Origin of the sequence: Halovenus carboxidivorans (genome assembly GCF_009831575.1) — an archaeon.
Lineage (GTDB): Archaea > Halobacteriota > Halobacteria > Halobacteriales > Haloarculaceae > Halovenus > Halovenus carboxidivorans.
In genome coordinates, this window is record NZ_WUUT01000001.1 from 207,247 (window position 1) to 225,530 (window position 18,284).

Annotated in this window: 16 protein-coding genes; 7 read left to right on the plus strand and 9 right to left on the minus strand. The window is 55.5% G+C overall.

Annotated features, from left to right (window positions below):
* Nucleotides 1–183: 183 nt before the first annotated feature.
* Nucleotides 184–621, plus strand: a complete 438-nt coding sequence (locus GRX03_RS01055) for a hypothetical protein (protein WP_159762353.1) — start codon at nucleotides 184–186, stop codon at nucleotides 619–621.
* 1 nt (nucleotide 622) lies between these two features.
* Here the strand turns inward: GRX03_RS01055 and GRX03_RS01060 are convergent, their stop codons facing one another.
* Nucleotides 623–889 carry a hypothetical protein gene (locus tag GRX03_RS01060; RefSeq protein ID WP_159762354.1) on the minus strand — a complete coding sequence of 89 codons (267 nt, stop codon included), beginning with the start codon at nucleotides 887–889 and terminating at the stop codon, nucleotides 623–625.
* A 103-nt stretch (nucleotides 890–992) separates the two neighbouring features.
* Here GRX03_RS01060 and GRX03_RS01065 point away from each other — a divergent pair, with 103 nt between their 5' ends.
* Complete coding sequence (locus GRX03_RS01065; RefSeq protein ID WP_159762355.1) at nucleotides 993–1,355, plus strand: zinc-ribbon domain-containing protein; 363 nt, start codon at nucleotides 993–995, stop codon at nucleotides 1,353–1,355.
* 69 nt (nucleotides 1,356–1,424) lie between these two features.
* Here GRX03_RS01065 and GRX03_RS01070 read toward each other — a convergent pair whose 3' ends face one another.
* The 5 genes from GRX03_RS01070 to GRX03_RS01090 are packed head-to-tail and all read right to left on the minus strand — an operon-like array spanning nucleotide 1,425 to nucleotide 6,942.
* Nucleotides 1,425–2,528, minus strand: a complete 1,104-nt coding sequence (locus GRX03_RS01070; RefSeq protein WP_159762356.1) for a hypothetical protein — start codon at nucleotides 2,526–2,528, stop codon at nucleotides 1,425–1,427.
* Nucleotides 2,521–4,074, minus strand: a complete 1,554-nt coding sequence (locus GRX03_RS01075; protein WP_159762357.1) for a hypothetical protein — start codon at nucleotides 4,072–4,074, stop codon at nucleotides 2,521–2,523. Before GRX03_RS01075 ends, GRX03_RS01070 begins: the two co-directional genes overlap by 8 nt.
* Nucleotides 4,075–4,116: 42 nt before the next feature.
* A complete protein-coding gene (locus GRX03_RS01080; protein ID WP_159762358.1) occupies nucleotides 4,117–6,204 on the minus strand; it encodes a hypothetical protein in 2,088 nt (695 codons plus the stop codon).
* Nucleotides 6,205–6,214: 10 nt separating this feature from the next.
* A complete protein-coding gene (locus tag GRX03_RS01085; protein WP_159762359.1) occupies nucleotides 6,215–6,706 on the minus strand; it encodes a hypothetical protein in 492 nt (163 codons plus the stop codon).
* Nucleotides 6,707–6,762: 56 nt separating this feature from the next.
* Nucleotides 6,763–6,942 carry a hypothetical protein gene (locus GRX03_RS01090; protein WP_159762360.1) on the minus strand — a complete coding sequence of 60 codons (180 nt, stop codon included), beginning with the start codon at nucleotides 6,940–6,942 and terminating at the stop codon, nucleotides 6,763–6,765.
* Between the two features lie 113 nt (nucleotides 6,943–7,055).
* On the opposite strand from GRX03_RS01090, the gene GRX03_RS01095 reads away from it, so the two are divergent.
* The 3 genes from GRX03_RS01095 (at nucleotide 7,056) to GRX03_RS01105 (ending at nucleotide 9,246) form a co-directional block, all read left to right on the plus strand.
* Complete coding sequence (locus GRX03_RS01095; RefSeq protein ID WP_159762361.1) at nucleotides 7,056–7,286, plus strand: hypothetical protein; 231 nt, start codon at nucleotides 7,056–7,058, stop codon at nucleotides 7,284–7,286.
* Nucleotides 7,283–7,513: a hypothetical protein gene (locus GRX03_RS01100; RefSeq protein ID WP_159762362.1), complete on the plus strand. Its 231-nt coding sequence runs from the start codon at nucleotides 7,283–7,285 to the stop codon at nucleotides 7,511–7,513. The genes GRX03_RS01095 and GRX03_RS01100 overlap by 4 nt, the downstream gene beginning before the upstream one ends.
* A 578-nt stretch (nucleotides 7,514–8,091) precedes the next feature.
* On the plus strand, nucleotides 8,092–9,246 hold the full coding sequence (locus GRX03_RS01105) for a hypothetical protein (RefSeq protein ID WP_159762363.1): 1,155 nt from the start codon (nucleotides 8,092–8,094) through the stop codon (nucleotides 9,244–9,246).
* 205 nt (nucleotides 9,247–9,451) lie between these two features.
* Here the strand turns inward: GRX03_RS01105 and pheS are convergent, their stop codons facing one another.
* Nucleotides 9,452–10,960 carry a phenylalanine--tRNA ligase subunit alpha gene (gene pheS / locus GRX03_RS01110; RefSeq protein ID WP_159762364.1) on the minus strand — a complete coding sequence of 503 codons (1,509 nt, stop codon included), beginning with the start codon at nucleotides 10,958–10,960 and terminating at the stop codon, nucleotides 9,452–9,454.
* A gap of 297 nt (nucleotides 10,961–11,257) precedes the next feature.
* Between pheS and GRX03_RS01115 the strand changes: the two genes are divergently transcribed.
* On the plus strand, nucleotides 11,258–13,813 hold the full coding sequence (locus tag GRX03_RS01115; protein WP_159762365.1) for an outer membrane protein assembly factor BamB family protein: 2,556 nt from the start codon (nucleotides 11,258–11,260) through the stop codon (nucleotides 13,811–13,813).
* Nucleotides 13,814–13,815: 2 nt separating this feature from the next.
* On the opposite strand, the gene GRX03_RS01120 is transcribed toward GRX03_RS01115, so the two are convergent.
* Nucleotides 13,816–16,155 (minus strand): alkaline phosphatase PhoX, encoded by a 2,340-nt coding sequence (locus GRX03_RS01120; RefSeq protein ID WP_159762366.1) that lies wholly within the window; start codon nucleotides 16,153–16,155, stop codon nucleotides 13,816–13,818.
* A 290-nt stretch (nucleotides 16,156–16,445) separates the two neighbouring features.
* Between GRX03_RS01120 and GRX03_RS01125 the strand changes: the two genes are divergently transcribed.
* Nucleotides 16,446–16,871, plus strand: a complete 426-nt coding sequence (locus GRX03_RS01125; RefSeq protein ID WP_159762367.1) for a hypothetical protein — start codon at nucleotides 16,446–16,448, stop codon at nucleotides 16,869–16,871.
* A 1-nt stretch (nucleotide 16,872) separates the two neighbouring features.
* Here the strand turns inward: GRX03_RS01125 and glmM are convergent, their stop codons facing one another.
* Nucleotides 16,873–18,228, minus strand: coding sequence for a phosphoglucosamine mutase (gene glmM / locus GRX03_RS01130; RefSeq protein WP_159762368.1), 1,356 nt, complete (start codon nucleotides 18,226–18,228; stop codon nucleotides 16,873–16,875).
* Nucleotides 18,229–18,284 lie beyond the last annotated feature (56 nt).

Genomic DNA, 18,284 nt, shown 5'->3' on the forward strand with positions numbered 1-18,284 from the left:
GATAACCGACTATGATTACAATGGCCCACTCCACTATGCCGAATCCTTGAATCGTCTGAACTATATCGAATCCGCTGAGCAGATTATTTATCATATAATATATACTAAACTACAACCGTAAAATATCATTGCTTCTTTAAGTCACGTCGGCACTGTTATTTGCTGACAGTGTAATGTACGTGTATGAACAGAAGGAAGTACCTAACCGCTCTCGGGGTCGCATCCGCTCCACTCATCGCAGGTTGTAGTAGTGAGGAGTTGAGCGGTGATAACGGTTCTAATGGAGATTGGGACTTTGAGGAAACGTATAGTACCACAGGAGATATTGAAGAGGAACTTATCGGAGAGCTTGAGGAAGGCGACGAGGTAGAATTCGAGATCGAAGTTAACCAAGGTCGGTTTGTCCGCGCGAGTATCATAAACAGAGATACGGCAGAGGGAATATTGACGCGGTACGTCTATCGGTCAGACCAGATGGAGTCGTACAACGCGTCCAGCCAAGAGGATGTTGCCAGCGTCTATAATACAACCGTAGAGATCGAGGAGTTTGGTGAATACTACGCTCGCTTGGCTTTGATACCGCAGAATCTTGAAGTCGTGATGAGATTCCGCACGTTGTAACCTACATCCCGTCGTCTACAAGAACAACCGAGTACACAATATCGAACCCTGATTTGTACCAGCGGATAGGACCAACAAAATCAAACCCGTTAATATCAGAGTCTCGGTCAGGAAAGAACCGTTCTCGCCTGTGAAGTTCACCGTGAATGTAGGCCATATTGCTGGACGTAACAACATCCGTAATCCTGTTCGAACTGACAGGATAGTTACTAAGGTACTGTTCAACTGTCTCGATAGCATCTTTGGCGTTTACGTCCTGATTCGCCATACATACAGATAATAGACCGAGATAAATAAATGTAGATATACCTATAGTTCACTATAACTTACTATAGTACCACTTTTTTATAGACAAGAGATAACAACAGAATATGTACTGTCCTGCGTGTGGAGAGGAAATACCAGACGGTTCGAATTTCTGCGCTGAATGTGGAACCGATATTCAGGAATATACTGGACAGGATACTCGTCAGAATACGAGAGAGTATAACCAGAAGGACACAGGCGCGGTTGAACGTGGTACGGACTACGATTTCGTGATGTCTATACAAGATGGATTCAAACGCACCAAGTTCGCACGTGGAGTTATTGACTTCACTTTAGCTATCGCCACTGCTGGTTTTTGGCTCGGGATAGTAGCTGTCGAGTTCGTCCGCCATCATTATCACCTCAGGAAAGGAAAAGTTGAGCCATATCAAGAAGGACAAAGGAAACAGTGGCACCTATTCGAGTAAGCACCTAATTCAAAAAATAAAAATATAACACATAGTGTTATATTTTTGAACTCAAAATCAAAATCTCGCTCACTTCTGAAGGTGGTACGAAACAGTCTGCTCGGACTCTTCTAAGTAGTCCGCGATTTCCTTGTTTTTCATCCCACATACCTCACTCAAATACTTGATTTTGTCTGTTTTAGAGTTCACAGTTTCGGGAAACTGGATTTTGGAACTCCGTGGGGTAGGGTTTGACTGATTATTTTCCGAGGTCTCGTCGTCATCGAAGTATATTTCATACCCTTGGTCGTCTTCTGACTCGTAGTTAATATCGGTCTCTGGGATATTTGCTATGCTCATCTGTATATTTGACACCTCCAGACGGTCTTGTCCTTCCATCTCGGTAATACCATACCCAAACTCTGCTTCCGTCTCTGAGAGCTTATTAATCATAAAAACCTGCCGTCTGATGTCCTTGGGTACGTCCATACCCGTGTGTGCGATAATGATGATATGGGTATTGTTCTTGCGTAGTAATTTTAACTCTCTAGACATTTGAACGCCTTTGGTCTGGTCTGCGTATTGGAGGAACACAGACGCGTCATCCAGTAAAATCAGACCCTCTCCATCGTGATTTCGGATTGTATTCTTTATATCTGACCACTGCTCTGGGAGGTCTTCAAACGGGTCGCTCTTCGAATTCGTCCAGACTTTCATTTCTGGGTTTACCGATTGGCCCATATCTATCAGCGTATATCCTGTATTGGTCTTACCTCGTCCTGTTGGTGGAACCTGATTCGAGAATATAATCGCTTGGAATATGTTGTTGGTATAGTCCGTGTATTGCGGTTCTGAACGGAATAAGTCCTTAATCTTCTCGTACTGCTTCCAGTCTGCTATATCCGTCTCTCCGTCTCTCTGATGACCCACACCGTAGGCAATCCGTGATATGTTGCCAGACCCAACTGCCTTGTTGAACTCCCGTGTGCTTGCTCTCTCGACCAGCTTAGCGTACTTCTCATCCTCATCCCCGACGGGATCGACACCGTGATATTGCTCGTACGTCTGCCAGTAGTCGGCTATGTAATCAGCGTCTTCGTAGGACATCATACCAGCCTCAGCAATCCCGTACACATCGCCCGAACGTATCGCCTCCACGAGGTCACGGGGAGACCAGTTTTCTGCTTCACTCATCTCCATCACCTCCGTTATTATCGGAATCTGTGGAGTCTGTTGAACCGTCTGAGTCGTCCGAACCTACTCGATCCGCATAATCCTCGTCCAGAATTTCACCTTCAGCGAGTTTCTTGTATCCTGGTAGTTTGTCCTTGATAATCTCGTTTAATCGTCCTCCTTTGTACTGCTCCACGTCGTTTTCTTTCTCGATGAGGTCATTATGATGAACGACCGAAACCTCGTCTATGACATTGTTTATTTCTCTCCGCGTTTTGATGGCGTAATTCTTCAGAGCATTGTTCCGTCTCCGAGATTCGTATGCGGTTTGTCGGATTCTGAACCACATTTCTTCGGGTACGCTGGTATAATCGCCCGCAATAGCTGTTCCTTCTTCTGGGTTGAACTCATTCACTATGTGAACCGTCGTACTACCCATAGTGAACGTCCGTTTCTCTCCCTCTACGTCGATATGTTCACTACCGTCGTCGTTAGTTTGCCACGCACGGAATGGCATATCGCTCCCGAGATTACCATCTCCGTCGTCCATCTCTGGATTGCTCTCTAAGTAAATTTGATACGACGGTCTGAATATCGGGGCTATCTTATTCACGAACGGAGCCAGAATGTAGGCTATGGGTAGAGCAAGGACAGACGTAGCCAATCCTATCCAGACCCAAACAGGGATTTCGAAGGTGAAGTACCAGAAGATGAATCCAATTGGTATTAGTGCGATTACGATGTTTCTGATGGTGAACAGACCTTTTACCGTACGGACGAGCTTCTGCCACTTAGAATCGCTTTCATCTATCTTATAGGATTCTTGTTTGTAGATAATCTCCCGTACCTGAGTCGACATTTTGTCCTTCTTCCTCAGTATCCAGACTATGATGGATATAACGGCTGAGAGCATCGCAAACCCTCCGACGACGTAAAAGTCCCCGAAGGTCGCATTATCCTTTATCAGACTGAAATATCCTGTAGATTTAACCTTCCGCGAAATGGTGTTCCCACGCTGATTCGTCGCGTCTGTGATGGCAATTTTTTGCGTGTAGTTTCCGTTATAGTCCGCTTCGGTAGCATTAATCGAAAAGCGATGTGTCCCCTTTCTCAAAACCTCAGAGCGGTATGTATAGCTACTATCAGACTGGATTAGATTCCCCACGTCTTGAAGCGTAACAGTGGTACGCTCATCGACCTCCAGTGCAAATTCGACGGTCTCATTTTCGCGGTCAAACTCGTACCCTACAACCCTAACAGATTCAGAAATACGCTTTGACCCGTTCAATCCTTCCGTTGCATTCTGGTTTTGCTGTTCTATTTCATCAACAAATTGTTGAGCATCAGACCGTAGGTCTGGAAAATTCTCGGAACGGTTTGACTCCAGCCACGCGCGTACTTCGTCTACCTGAGATGTGAAATCATTGGTTACGATACGTAGAACCTCGTCCTCTGAAGGAACATCTTCTGTCGAGATATTTCCAGTCGACTCCTGAGCGACGGCGACAGGCGATACAACAGAGGCTATCAGTAGTATAGAAACTACCATAACTAACCGATATGACATACTAGATATATGTTATTTATACGATAAAAGAGTGCCGTCGGATTAGCTCTGTCTTCTACGTCGTCGCTGGTAAGCTACTGTCCCACCCCCACCGCCGAGGACTGCGACTGCGACAATTGCGACGATGGCAATCAGGAGAGTCTGCTGTCCACTACCACTACCAGAGTCTGGGACGAACTGTCCTGGATTATCCACGATTCTTCGTGTCTGATTCGCTTGGTCTTCGAGCCTTTGGGCTTGACCAGCCAAATCCGTCCGTTCAATACCGTATTCACGCACGTCTGCGGACTCCTTATCTTCGATCAACGTTACTGTTACGTTGCCCTCTAACTCGTTTGTCGCACCGTTTTCATCGCTCACGATGAACGTCCGATTTGTAACGCTCACGTCGAACGTGTCGCCTTCTTCGACTTTATCGCTACTATTCGTCTGGTTCATTAGGGCCGACATATCCGTCGAGAACAACGCCCCTGCGTACGTATCTCCATCTTCTTCCTCGATATGAATCACGTCGCTTGCTGGCAACGTCGTACCTTCATAGATCCCCGTGTATGCGATGGTTGCTTCGTCTGCATTTGTCGGGGCAGGGGTCGTCAGTTGACCGAGGTCTTTGCTGAGGTTCGGCACATCTGAGATGGACTTATTCTCGTCGCTCGCTACGTCTTGGATGTACTTCGTCCATTGCTGGCTGGCGTAGCTACTGACACTGCTGTACGTCTGATTTGCGAGGTTATCTGTCGTTGTCAGTAGGTCATATGACCTTTGGAAATCAACTGGTTCGGCGTAGCTTGACGTGCCAGATGTCGGAGTCTTTACGATAACGGTCTTATTTTGCACATCGAGAGGCTCACCAGTAGACGCATTGTACGGAACAGCAAACTGTACTGTGTTGTTTGCACCGTAGTACGTGCTATCCAGAGTTATGTTAATTGCAGGTAAGGTAACTGTGCTGTTGCTCTTTTCAAATTCGGCAGTAGGAACCTGAGATGCGTTGTCGTACGCCGTATTGGCGTTGGCTATCTGGGTTCGGTTGAACGTTATGTTCTGTAGTGCACCGAATATATCCTGTACAGAGCTATTTTGCACAGCTACGCCTCCAGTTGTGGTGTAGTCAGTACTATTGAGCGACGTGTAGAATGCGGAATCGTCGCTGTTTATGGATTCTATCGTAATGCTGTGGTTAAACTGTACATTTATTATGTCTAATTGTTTATTACCTGAATTCCCGATTCTGAAGGTGGATACATTAGGGGTATTGATTTTACCATTTTTCACCACTTGGTTATTACCACCTTTTATTAGATATTCTAAATCGGAAAATGATGCGTTGTCTGCTTCCCTTATCTCATAGCCATTTAGATTTACTACTATATCTGCATTCGTGGTAATCAGATTTTGACTGGTAGATGTTGAGCCATCCAGAACAATATCGTTCTGTAGTGTATATATAGTAGGTACAGATGGTTGCGAATTTAGGTCCGTATCAGATGTTACCTCTACCTTCTTCACAGCACCTATATCATCAGGATATCCAGCAACATCCAACGAGTCATTATAATTTCGAACGCTCAACGTTTGGAAATTGTGCGTTTCTATGAGGTTCGACTGTCTCGTTTTGAGATATTCGGACGCCTCCTGCTCCGCGATATTGATTAGCTCAGTTTCTGAAGTTACGTTGTCTCCCTCTCTAAGCATCGCTTGGGATGCTTTTTGTTCGACTTGAGCTTCGATTGTTATTTGGTCGTTGTCGACGTTGTCGAGATATCCTTGGTTTGTGCCTTCCGAATTGATTGCCTCAGTATGCATAGAGGACCGAAGCGTGCTATTGCTTGAGTTGTTCGCTATCTCTATAGCTTCGTCTTCAGTGTACCCGCCATCAGAACCGTTATCGGAGAAGTATCTTGTTTCAACATAATTACCTGCCGTAATGACAGCAGTGCCAGCCAATGCAGCAGCAGCTGGAGCGAGCGGTACTAACGCCTCTGCCTCGCCCGAGTGTTCGGGTTCAGGCGTAACGTGTTTCGCGGGCGTCTGGCTGGATATATATCCGACAGGGACGGCTGTAACGAGCATTACAACCATCGCCAGTATGCCGATTCGTTTGCCGATTGATTTGATTGTTCCATACATAGTAATCACCTTAGCCCTGACTGGATATTCCGAAGTAGCTTATCGTCATCAATACGACCGCCCCAAACTGATACCAGTAGTTCGATTCTACGAAGCTAATCACAGACGCTACGTCGAACAGATACGCACCGTTTAAGGCGACTGTAAGGGCGACTGCGATAGTCAGACCAGCAGGAATGGAGTTAATCCAGTCCATCACCGAGAAGCTATTACTACGCCCATACGAGCGTGCTGAGTCGAGTATCTGTATCACCATCAATAGAAGTGCCAGAGTCAATCCGAGGGTAAACGTCGCTGTCCCAAGAATCGGGAAATTGAACGATGCGAGAACGTCTGCCATCGTTTTTACAGTTCCATCTGGCATCGGAATCTGTACGTCAAAATTTGTTACAAAGGACGATGCGCCAACGAAAAACGCCGTACTGGAAGCCGCTTCGAGTATTGAAACGTTTCCGAGGTCTACAACATCAACATTGCCACGGGAATCAGATAATAGTCCCATACAACTATAATTCTACTTATATGTTAAATGTATTGTGCGTGAATGGGTTATGACTGCTAGTCATCAATATGATGATGATACCGAGACATCAGAGCCAGCACCAGACCCACACCGCTGATTATTTCGATATTATTGACGACGACTGAGTCCGTAACTACTCCAATATTGTTGAGTGCCAACAGTATCAGTGTGAGGTCGACGAACAGCCATACGATTTTGATTGTTCTGTCATCCATACTATCAAAATAAAACCGTAATGTCAAATAAGTTATGTGTATGTGCGTGCGTGTTTAATGCTACCGAGACGCAGATCGGAGCACTCTTATTTCGAACTCAGATAGATCGGCGTATGAACGAAGAAGAGAGGCTAAGACGAGAGATTCGGGCTGTAAAGGAAGCCATTGACATCCACCGTAAAGAGGAAGAAGTATATGGTAACGATTTTGTGGAACTGCGGGCAGAAGAGTTCAGACGGGAATTTTCAGGGTTTCAGCATCTGCTTAATGTGAACCCCGAAAAACTGGAGGAACACAGAGAGAGACTACAGAGAGATTTGGAGGTTCTTCGAGGTGAACGATGAGCGTCGAGACCGTCGGGACGGGGATAGGGCGGGTCATCGGTGTCATTATTATGATCTATCTTATCGGAACGTTCGGTTTAGGTGCTGTTGCTCAAGGATTTGTCTATCTCTCGCTTGCAATTGCAGTCGGGATGATAGTACTGTTCGTCGCACCTTTTGGATTCATATTCCCTTCCATATTCGTGATTCTAATCGCGTTCCTTGCGAGTCTATACAACAGCTTATAAAATCTAGATTACACTTTTACCCTCTTTTTGCGTACGTTATTATGTGAAACTAAGTAACAAAGACGAACGATTGTACCGAGCAGTCAAGCAATCTAACCGAGTAGTTTACCAATCTCCGATAGTATATCCAGAGCCTGCTGAACAAGAATTTGGAATCTATGTGAAAGACCGACTCAGTAACAGAGTCTATCGCATAGATAAGACCGAACTCGGTTATACCGTGGTGAGAGAGTCTGAAGAGAAGGTCATAACCGAAGGTAGTTCTCCGAAGGATGCGGTTCAGGTGTGCTATTACAACCAGTGATGATGAAGATTGGATAAAATTTTATTTTTTGACCGAGGTTCAGGGATAGAGTATGAACCGAGTAGATGGAGAGATGTAATATCATACCGAGAGGGTTTCTAAGGGTGGTTTCGAATTAAACTCTAATGTTTCTAACCTACTATTGCTACTGACTACTACATTACTACTATCCTGAATTAACACTTATACACACTAAAACACACCTACTTTTCTCAACTCTTAACATCATTTTGTATAAAGTTATATAGGATGTCAGTGTATAGATATAACTAGGATGATACGAGAAACAGCAATCCACACAAACGAACCGTCTCAACGAAAGAACAATCTCACGGTAAAGCAACCAACATACGAGTTCCTACGTGATACGGCGAACTCAGGTAACGATATGCTCACCAAAGGCGTCATCGCGTACGAAGTATTACTACTTATAGAGTGTGAACGCGACGGTATTGACCTTATTGACGATTTGGAGCAGGAAGTTAATACACGTCTCTCTCATTGTACGAGTACAGCTTTCGTTGACTCACTCGAAAAAATAAAATTTTCATCTGATTCGGTTTCAGACGATATGGATGTCTTCGATTCGTACTACGAGAACTTGTCTCAGAACGAATCGACTATCTCTTTACACATACCCGTAAAGTTGGACGACTCTGAAGTGGTCGACGGATGGGGTTTTAACAGACAACTGGATAGAGTGGTAGATTCGTACACAGAGATAGCGTACAGAGACCGTAAGGACAGAATCCAGTGCAAGAAAGAGTTGATTGCGTATATCGAGGACGAGTCTGAACCAAACCACAGAGTTGCCAAGGATATTGTAGATGGGACAAACAAACGGTTCGACGTACTCGATATCCACCACTCAATTCAGAAGTACATAGGCAATTGGTGGGAGTCGGAAGAATTGACCTTCGAGGATATTGAGAGCCGACAACAGAGTGATGACGAACGGTTAACCACTCACGACCGAGACAAACGGATCGAGGCACTATATCACGCGTATGAGAATCAGGAGTATATGACCGAAGACAGTATGAAGGAGAAAATATCGGAGGTCTTTGACGTAGATTCTGAGCCGACTGTTAACTCATACATTGCCGACCTGAAGGTCGAATATGACGTAGGGTTCGAAGAAGACGTAGATGAAGTTATATTACCGATGGATGAGGTTGTTATCGGTGATTTGCCGAAGATAGAGCAAGGTGACTTCACAGAGAAGCACATCGCATATGCGATAGATGAAGCACTGTCCAACATCGAAGATAATGACACGTTCTCACTGTCGAATATGGCAAAGTTGCTCGGAGCCGCTGGGTGGGCGGATAACCCTCGTGAGGCAAACAATCTCTTGAAGGAATTGGATGAAGAGTATGGTATCGACTCTCTCCAGCGAACCAACAAAGGTCGAATATACATCAACTAATCGACGGTACTTTTTTACCATTCTAGGACAGTAAAACAAACGGGCGAAAGCCCCAGAATGACACTGGCGATACAACAGGGTCAGTTTGTTTGCCTGACTACTGTTTTTCGCATCATATACTCGCGGTTCTTTTCATTCCAACAACAAGACAGGCAGTTTCAAATACGCCTGAAATATTTACAAAATGTATACGCTAGTTTCGAGGTCAGTACACCACCTCCACGTCCCGCAGCAGTTCCAGATCACACAGCGTCCCGTGCACGTCGCGGATGTCCTCGAATCCGTACATGAGCATGAGTAGTCGTTCCAGCGAGAGCCCCCACGCCATCACGTCGGCCTCGACGCCCAGCGGCTCCAGCACTTCGGCGCGGAAGATGCCCGAGTTACCGACTTCGACGATTTCGCCGGTCTCCGGGTGGGTGCCGAACAGCTCGAAGCTCGGTTCGGTGTAGGGGTTGTAGTGCGGTTTGAAGTCGAGATCGGTGATCCCGAACTGTTCGTAGAACTCGGTGAAGGTGCCCATCAGGTCCCGCGCGGAGAGATCCTCGGCGAGTACCCACCCCTCGATCTGGAAGAACTCGAGCAGGTGAGTCGGATCGAGGGTGTCGTTGCGGTAGACCTTCTCGACGCTGAAGTACCGCTCCGGCGGTTCGAGGTCGCCTTTCGCGAATCCCGAGAGGTGGCGCATCGACAGCGAGGTGGTGTGTCCGCGCAGATCCAGCGATCTCGCGACGCTTTCCTCCCACGGCGAGTGATACCCCTCGCTGTCTTCCCCGACGCCTTCCAGATGTGCCGAGCGGACCCGCTCGACGAGTTCGTCCGGCAGGTCCTGAATCTCCTCGGGGGACTCCAGATCGAACTGGTCCCAGTGGGTCCGTGCGGGGTGGTCCTGGGGCATGAACAGGCAGTCGTTGATCCAGAACTGCGCGTCGACGTGGGGGCCGTCCATCTCCTTGAAGCCCATCCCGACGAGCACGTCTTTCACGCGGTTTGCGGTCTGCCGGAGGATGTGCTCTCTGCCGTGTGCCGGCTCCTCGGCCTCGGCTTCGACGTTGTACTCCGCAAACTCCACGTCGCGCCACTCGCCGCTGGTGATGAGTTCCGGGCTCACCTGGCCGACGGTCTCGGCCACTTCCACCCCTTCCATCAGCGCCGTCACGCCGTCGTCGGAGACAGAGACCAGCCGCGTCGTCGACTCCTGGCGCTCGATCAGCCCTCGACTCTCCAGTTGATCGAGCAACTCGGTGTCCTCGACCGTCTCGCCGGCGTCGAGGGCGTCGAGTGCCCGCCGTTCGTCGTCGGCGTCCGGGTCGGCGTCCGCCGTCGCGGACACCTCGCCGCTGTCGACGGTGCCGTAGCCTTTCCGTGCGAAGTTCGCGAGCGCGATGTCGACGGCCGGGCCGTCGAGGCCGGCCTCACCGAGCAACTGCCCGAGCGAGACGGGTTCGTCGTCGGCTCCGGCTTCGAGTGCGGCCTCGTACAGTCGGAGTTCGGGCAAGCCCTGCTCGACGTACTCCCGGCCCTCCTCGGTGAGCGTCGTCGTCGCCTCCTCGCGCTCGGTGACCGAGAGCAGTCCCTCCTCGGCGAGGGCGAGCGCCGCGCCGGTTGCGGTCTCGACTTTGAGATCCGCCTCCTCGGCGAGTTCGGTTATCGGGCGATCCGTGTCGGCGTCAGCGGTCTTCAAAACCGCGACCTGTGCTTCGGGAAGTTGCATGACTCGTTGGTGGATACACCGCGGGTTAGTCAGTTAACGGTTCTCACTCGCACACGGACGGTTTCCCCGACCACTCCGGATTTCACCCGGCCCCCGGTCGGCTCCACCGCCCATCACCGCCGGCAGAAAGCGAACCCCCACAGCAGCGGCTGTTCGCGGGCGAACTGTCGCCTGTGGGGTCGAGTAGCCACGTCCGAGTGGTTGTCGCTCGCTCACAAAAATATTCTGGGTCGACGCCCCGGAGTATCCGGTCCAGGCGCACACAGAGGATTTGTCGGTTCGGCACGAACCTAACTCATGGACGGTCCGACCCGTCGGGAGATCGAAGCCCTCAGTTCCGTCGACGCCGTCGGGGAGCGTCTGGTCGACGCTCCCGGACTCCGCCGGTCGTCGCTGACGGTCCACCGGGTTACCTTCCCCGACGGAACCACGGGACGCGCGTTCACACCGACCGAAGCGGCGGACAGAGAGCGGTTCGTTCGCCTCTCCGGGGAGTGGGAGGGGGTCAGCGAGGTCCCCGGGATCACGCCGGTCGTGGCACGTAGCGCGGGGGAGACCCCGTGGATCGTCGTCCGCCACGCCGGCGATAGCCTCCGAGCCGCCGACTGGTCGACCGAGACGACCGAGGGGCTTCTGGGCCGTCTCGCCGAGGCGCTGTACCGGGCCGACAGCGTCCACGGGTCGCTGACTCCCGGCCACGTCCGACTCCCCTCCGGAACGGAGCCGTGTCTCGACTGGGCGCTCTCCCGACCTGCAGACACTGCACCGGTGGCGTATCTCGCGCCCGAAACGCGGGGATCCGAGCGCGACCCGGATGCACGAACAGATGTCTACGGACTCGGAGCGATTGCACACTACCTGCTCACGGGAGAGCCGCCCGGTGCGGATGTCGGCCTCTCCCGACTGGACGGCCGCTGCGACGGAATCGCGAGCCTCTGTCGCCGGGCACTCGCACCTCGTCCCGCCGACCGGCACCGCTCGCCGTACGAGTTCAAACAGGATCTGCTGTTCGCGGGCGCGACGCGTCGACCCCGAACCGGTCCCGCCGCGTCCGGATCGGCCCCCGACGCTTCCGGGGAGGAACCGGACACGGCCGGGGAGCGGCGGTCCTGGCGTCCGACGCGTCGACAACTCCTCGGGGCTGGCGGGGCGGCGGTCGCCGGCGTCGGACTCGGGGCTCGGTACCTCGGAACGGCTGCTCGGTCCGGCGGTGCCGAACCGCCCCTCTTCGAGACGACATACGTCTCCGGGCTGTTGGTCATCCGGTACACGGGCGAGGGGGCTGTCGACCCGTCAGCGGTCACCATCTCGGGGCGAGGGATCGGAGCCGGCCGGTCGACCGAACTCTCGTGGGCGGACATTCGACCGGGGACGGCAGTGGAGGCGGGCGCGACGGTTTCGCTCGCGGCCGACCCGGCCTACCGGATCGATATCGAGACGCCGACTGAACGCGTCACTGCGGCCGGGCCGACCGCGGAGGAACGGGTTCCCGATCCCGCACAACTCCCGGCTCCGTCGCTCCCGTTCGAGTTCACACACCGCGGCGGCGCGGTCCGGATCCGCCCGGCGTTCGATGCCCCGGCCCGAGCGGACCACGTACGCCTCACGACGCGCGAGGGCGGCCGGACCAGACGGTGGCGGTGGCACGAACTCGCCGGCACGGCCCCCTCTCGCCCGCTCCCCGAGAGCGGACCGCTCGCGTACCCGGCACCCGAGACGGTCGTGCTGTCGCTGGCCTGGGCACCGCCGTACTTCGAGCGCGAGCGACTGCTGACACAGTACACCGGCCCCGGCCGCCCGAAAAGCGCCATCGGCGGCGTCCGATACCCGCAGTACGACAGACAGAACACGGGATACGAGCCGTCGTTCAGCGCCCTCTCCGCCCCCGAGTTGGCCTGGGAGGCGCAACTCCCGACGGAGCCGGTCGGGTTCGGCTCGCTCGCGGTCGGAGACGGTCGCGTGATCGTCAGCGGCAGACAGCAGATCTACTGTCTCGACGCCGTCGACGGCGAACGGCTGTGGCGGACGACTGTCGACGCCAACGGCCTGTTTCAGCCGATTCTCTGGAACGACTTCGTCTTCGCCGGGAGCGTCGACGGGTCGGGCGGGGCCGCGGCCGTCGCGCTCGCGCTCTCCGACGGTTCGATCCGCTGGCAGTTCCGGATCGGGTATCAGGTCATGTGGCCGCCGTTCCCCGTCGGAGACCGTCTCGTCACCGGCGGGACGGGGCTCACCAACCCTGGCCTCTACTGGCTCGATCCCGAAGACGGGAGCCGCCAGGCCGTCGTCCCGGACAGAGCACAGCAGTCTCTCCCCGCGACCGACGGCGAGACGGTCTATCTCACCGGCGCTGACGGGCTGTACGCGCTCACGCCGAACGGTAGCGCGTGGGCGTTCGAGCAGCCAGTACGCGGCCAGCCGACGCTCGTCGGCGACTCCGTGTTCGTCTTCACCAATCCGCAATCCGACACCCCGGAGATGTCCGTGACCGAACTCGCCGCCGCCGACGGCTCGGTCCGCTGGCAGAGCGAGCCGTTTCCGACCCGAGGGATTCCGGCGCTCGCCGCCACGAGCGAGTCAATCTTCGTCGGCGGCGCGCGTGCGGTGCGCGCTCTCGCCCTCGGCGGTGGCACCCGCTGGACGGCCGAGACTGGGGCGATCACCGGCGGTCCGCTCGTCGCCGGCGATCAACTTCACGTGACGACGACCGACGGACAACTCCACGCGCTGGATCGACAGACCGGCCGGAACCGCTGGACCGTCTCCTACGGCGAGCAGCTCCTGGCACCGGCCGTCACCGACGAATTGGCGGTTCTCCGGCGAAACAGTGGTCCCGTCGCCGGGTTCCGGTAGACTTACTCTTCCTCGTCGTCGAGATGTTCTTTCAACAGGTAACTCGCGCCGGCGAGGCCAGCGATCCCGCTGCCGACACCGAGACCGGGGCCGGTCCCGTCGCTGCTCTCGTCGCCTGTCTCGTCGGACTCGGAGGAACTGCTCGTGCTCCCCTCCGTCTCGGTGTTCGTCTCACCGCTCGTCTCGCCGCCGTCCGAGCCGTCGCTGCTCTCAGTTCCGCCTGAGCCGTTTCGGCTCTCACTGTCGTCCGAGCCGCTGTTCGTTTCCCCGCTCTCGACGTTCGAGGCGTTCTCCTCGGACTCCTGTGGCGGTTCGTAGACGTACATCCCGTCGTTCGGGTAGCTCCGGTTGGCTCCTCGCCAGCCGTCCTCACAGCAGAGTACGCGGCCGTCCCGCATCGTGTAGACGTTGTCGACGTTCCGGAGGGAGTTGTCGACATCTTCCATCGCTTGCTCTTCGGTGAAGTCCGGGCCGACGATGACGGGTTCGAGCGTCGAGATATTGTACTCGGAGTCGAGTTCGGCGCGGTAGACGACACCGCCATCGACGCGGTCGAGCGCGATGTCGCCGCCGTCGGTCAGGCCCTGGTTGTCGAGGTCGTCGTTGAACTCGGAGATGCCGAGGTACATGTAATCGCCCGGTTCGGCGTCGTCCTTGCTGTCGATGCCCTCGGCTTTGTTGAACTCGACCGACGCGCCGATCTCTTTCGCGGCCGCTCGGGTTTCGAGGAACGGAACCCGTCGGAGTTCCTCGTCGACGCCGTCTGGACCGTTCTGTTCGTACTGCCGCGCCCACTCGACGATCTCCTCGTCGCTGATGTAATCCTGGTTGCCGTTCTCGATGACTTCGAGGTCGGCCTGTTTGAGCACCTCTGCGGTGACCTCGTCGCCTTCGCTCCAGCCGTCGACGTGGCTTTCGAGGTACTCGACCTGCGTGATGCCGTCGTACTCCGCGATCCAGGATTCGACCTCGCCGTTGCTGGCGTGGCCGAGTTCGAGCCACTCGACTTCGAGCGGCACTTTCGCCGGCGACTGGCCCGAGGAGGCCTCGCTGTTGGTGACTTTCGACACGTACAGCGTCCCTTCGATCTCCATCGGATCGTCGTAGCTCGGGATCGGTTCGTCCGCGACGAACTTGTAGATCCCCTTGCTGTCGCCGTCCGGGGAGCCGTAGACGGTCCGCTCGTCCGGCAGGATGTTGGGCGATTCCCAGGCGGACCGACCCATGACGTAGTACTTGACCGGCTGTGGCGGGTCGGCGGTCGGCTCGCGGATGTCGACGTGGTAGCCGTACCGGTAGGGGTTGGGGTAAGTGTCGCCGATCGGTTCGATCGGGTTGCCGTTACCCGCCGGGACGGGCTCCGCGCCGAGATAGTACGCGAGGTGTTCGACGCCGCTCATCGCCCAGTAGCCCTGGATGTTCCAACTTTCGACTTCGCTGTAGTTGCTGACTGCGCTCGCAATCTCGGTCGGGTTCGGTCGGTTCCAGAAGTGGTTGGCGCCGTACACCCCCTGTCCGGTGCCCGCGTCGACGGCGTCGCTGACTGTCGACCCGAGGCTCACGCGCGGGTGAGCGTAGTTCTCCTCCGAAGAGATCATCGTCCCCCACGGGCTGAGGTCGCCGTAGCAGTTGATCCGCGTGCCACCGATCTCTCGGAACGGCTCGGTGTTGACCGTGTTGATCGCGTTCGCTCGGTCGGCTTCCCACTCCCCGTCCTCGGTTTTCGAGATCGGCGTCCGCATGATATTTCCGGGGCTGTTCTCGTCGTTGGTGAACAGATACCCTTCGGTGCCCTCCTCGTTCGTGGGGATGAACTGGTTACAGTCGGGGTTGTATCCCGAGGCACCGTAGGTCGTTCCGGCGAAGTTCTCCGTCGTCACGTCGATCCCGTCGGGCGTCTGTGTGATCCCCCATCGCTCGGTGCCGCCGTTGATCGGATCGCCTTCGTGGATGAGGAACTCGAACTCCGCGTTCGCCGCCCGGGCGTAGTCCTGCTCGGTCCCCTCCGGCGGGGTCGGCTCCTCGAAGTCGTCGTTGGTTCCGTCGAACTCGAACTGGAACTCCTCGTAGTAACCGACGCCGGCCGTGTCCCACGGAGTCGGGTTGTCCCGACTCGGGTGCTGAATGCTGTGCAGCAGCGTCCCGTCGTCGAAGACGAACGGACCGGTCATCTCCGCACCGAAGGCCGTCGTCGAGAAGCGTTTCATCTCCCCGAGCACCGTCCCCGGAGCGCTCTCGGTCAGCGTATCGTCCGAATCTGTCTCCCTGCTCTGTCGATCCTTCTGTGCTGCAGCAACGTTGGTTGCGCCTGCACCGACCGCGGCCGCTACTGATGTTTTCATCAGGGTGCGTCGTGACAAATCCATGCGTGTGCCCGATTCGCGTATCCGAAAAAAAGCGCTTATAATAGGTGTACAGAGTGGTTCCACGAGCACGTGACGCGGAGTTCTCTCTCGTGTCTCACGTACCCGCTCGTTTCTTTCGGTACCACTCTGTCCACCGCCCTATCGACCTCTCCCGGGACCCGCCGACTCGGATCTATTCGTACCGCTATTGATCGACATACCTGCGTCTACACCCGAACGTACCACTCATACGTAGATTCATGTGGGTCGCCGACCGACGCCGGAGTATGCCGGGTTCTGAACCGAATGCGGACGCGGAGATTCACCGAGCGTATCTGATGGACGTCCGGATCGTCGAACTCACCGAGGGCGGGGAGACCCGCTATCGGTTCGAGGCTCCTCGACACGAGGGGATCACGTTTCCCGACGCCGACGACGCGGAGCTGTACGCCGACATCTACTTCGATGTCAACGGCTTCCAGGAGCAGGGAACGGGCGAGCGCGGCGTTCCCCCGGAGATCATTCAGGCCGGCCGGGACACGCTGGCCGCGTACTTCCTGACACAGGAGTCGGTCGACGAACAGTGGGTCGCCTCGTTCATGGGCGTCAAACCGGAGAAGGTCGTCCGGTACTCCTCGCGAGTCCAGAGCCGCGCTGAAAATATCCGCCGTCGGCTTCGAGACGGCGACTTCCAGTCGGAATCGACCGCCTGAGTCAGCCGTGGGTGATCGCTTCGACCATCTCTTCGAGCAGCGACCGCGCGCGCTCGTGTTCCCGGGCCTCCGCGTAAACACGGACCACAGGTTCGGTTCCACTCGGCCGCGCGAGCACCCACGCGTCCCCGTAATCGAGCCGCCAGCCGTCGATAGTATCCGCTTCGACCGCGGCTTCGCGGGCGTACCCCTCGATGGCCTCGATCATCGCTTCTCGCTCCGCTTCGGTGTCGTACTCCAGGTCTCTCCGGAGCTGGTGATACCCGCCGTACGGTTCCAGCACCGCGCTTGCGGGTCGATCTGCGAGCAGTTCGCAGAACTTCGCGGCCGTGTACGCCCCGTCGCGGGCGACCCGATACGACGGGAACATGATGCCGCCGTTGCCCTCGCCGGCGACCGAGACCCGCTCGCCGTCCGCCTGGAGTTCGGTGATCGCGGTGATGAGATAGGTGCTTCCGATCGGCGTGAGATGCAGATCCGCACCGGCTTCCTCGACGACGTCGACGAGCCGTTGCGAGCAGTTGACCGCCGAAACGACGGTGTCTCCGGCGTCGAGTTGCGTGGCCGCCAGCGCGGCCAGCAGCGCGTCGCCCTCGACGAACGATCCGGTCTCGTCGACGACCATCGCCCGGTCGGCGTCCCCGTCGTGAGCGATTCCGATGTCGGCGTCGGTCGCCTCGACGAGCGCTTCCAGGTCGCCGAGATGCTCTCTGACCGGTTCGGGATCCCGACCGGGGAACCGACCGTCGGGCTGGCCGTTGACCGTCAGCACGCGACAGCCGAGATCCCGGAACAGTTCCGGACTCGTCAGCGCTCCCGCCCCGTGAGCGGGATCGAGCGCGACGGTCAACTCGGCCGCCTCGATTCGCTCGCGGTCGACCGCTTCGAGCACCTCCTCCCGGTAGGCTCGGTTCGCCCCATCGACGCGGCGGGATTGCCCGCTCGCTCGCCAGTCGACGGTCTCGTAGCCGTCGTGAAAGCGGCCCTCGATCTCTTCGAGCACGTCTCTGGTCAGTTCGACCCCGTCGGCACCGCAGAGCTTGATCCCGTTGAACTCCGGCGGATTGTGCGAGGCCGTAACCATCACGCCCGGTACGCCTTCGCGCTCGCAGTACGCCTGCAGACTCGGCGTCGGAACGACTCCGATCCGATCGACGGCACAGCCGACGCTCGCGAGCCCGCTCGCGACGGCGTCGGCGAACATCCCGCCGGTCTCTCGGGTGTCCCGACCGAGCGCGACGCGGTCGTGGTCGGCGGCGAAGACACTCCCCGCCGCCCCGGCGAGAGCGAGCGCGTACTCCGGCGTGAGCGTCTCCAGCGCGACGCCGCGCACCCCGCTCGATCCGAATTCCTCCATTCAGATGTGGATCCGTGCCCGGAGGCATTAGTGGTTGTGTTCGGTCCTGACGGCCC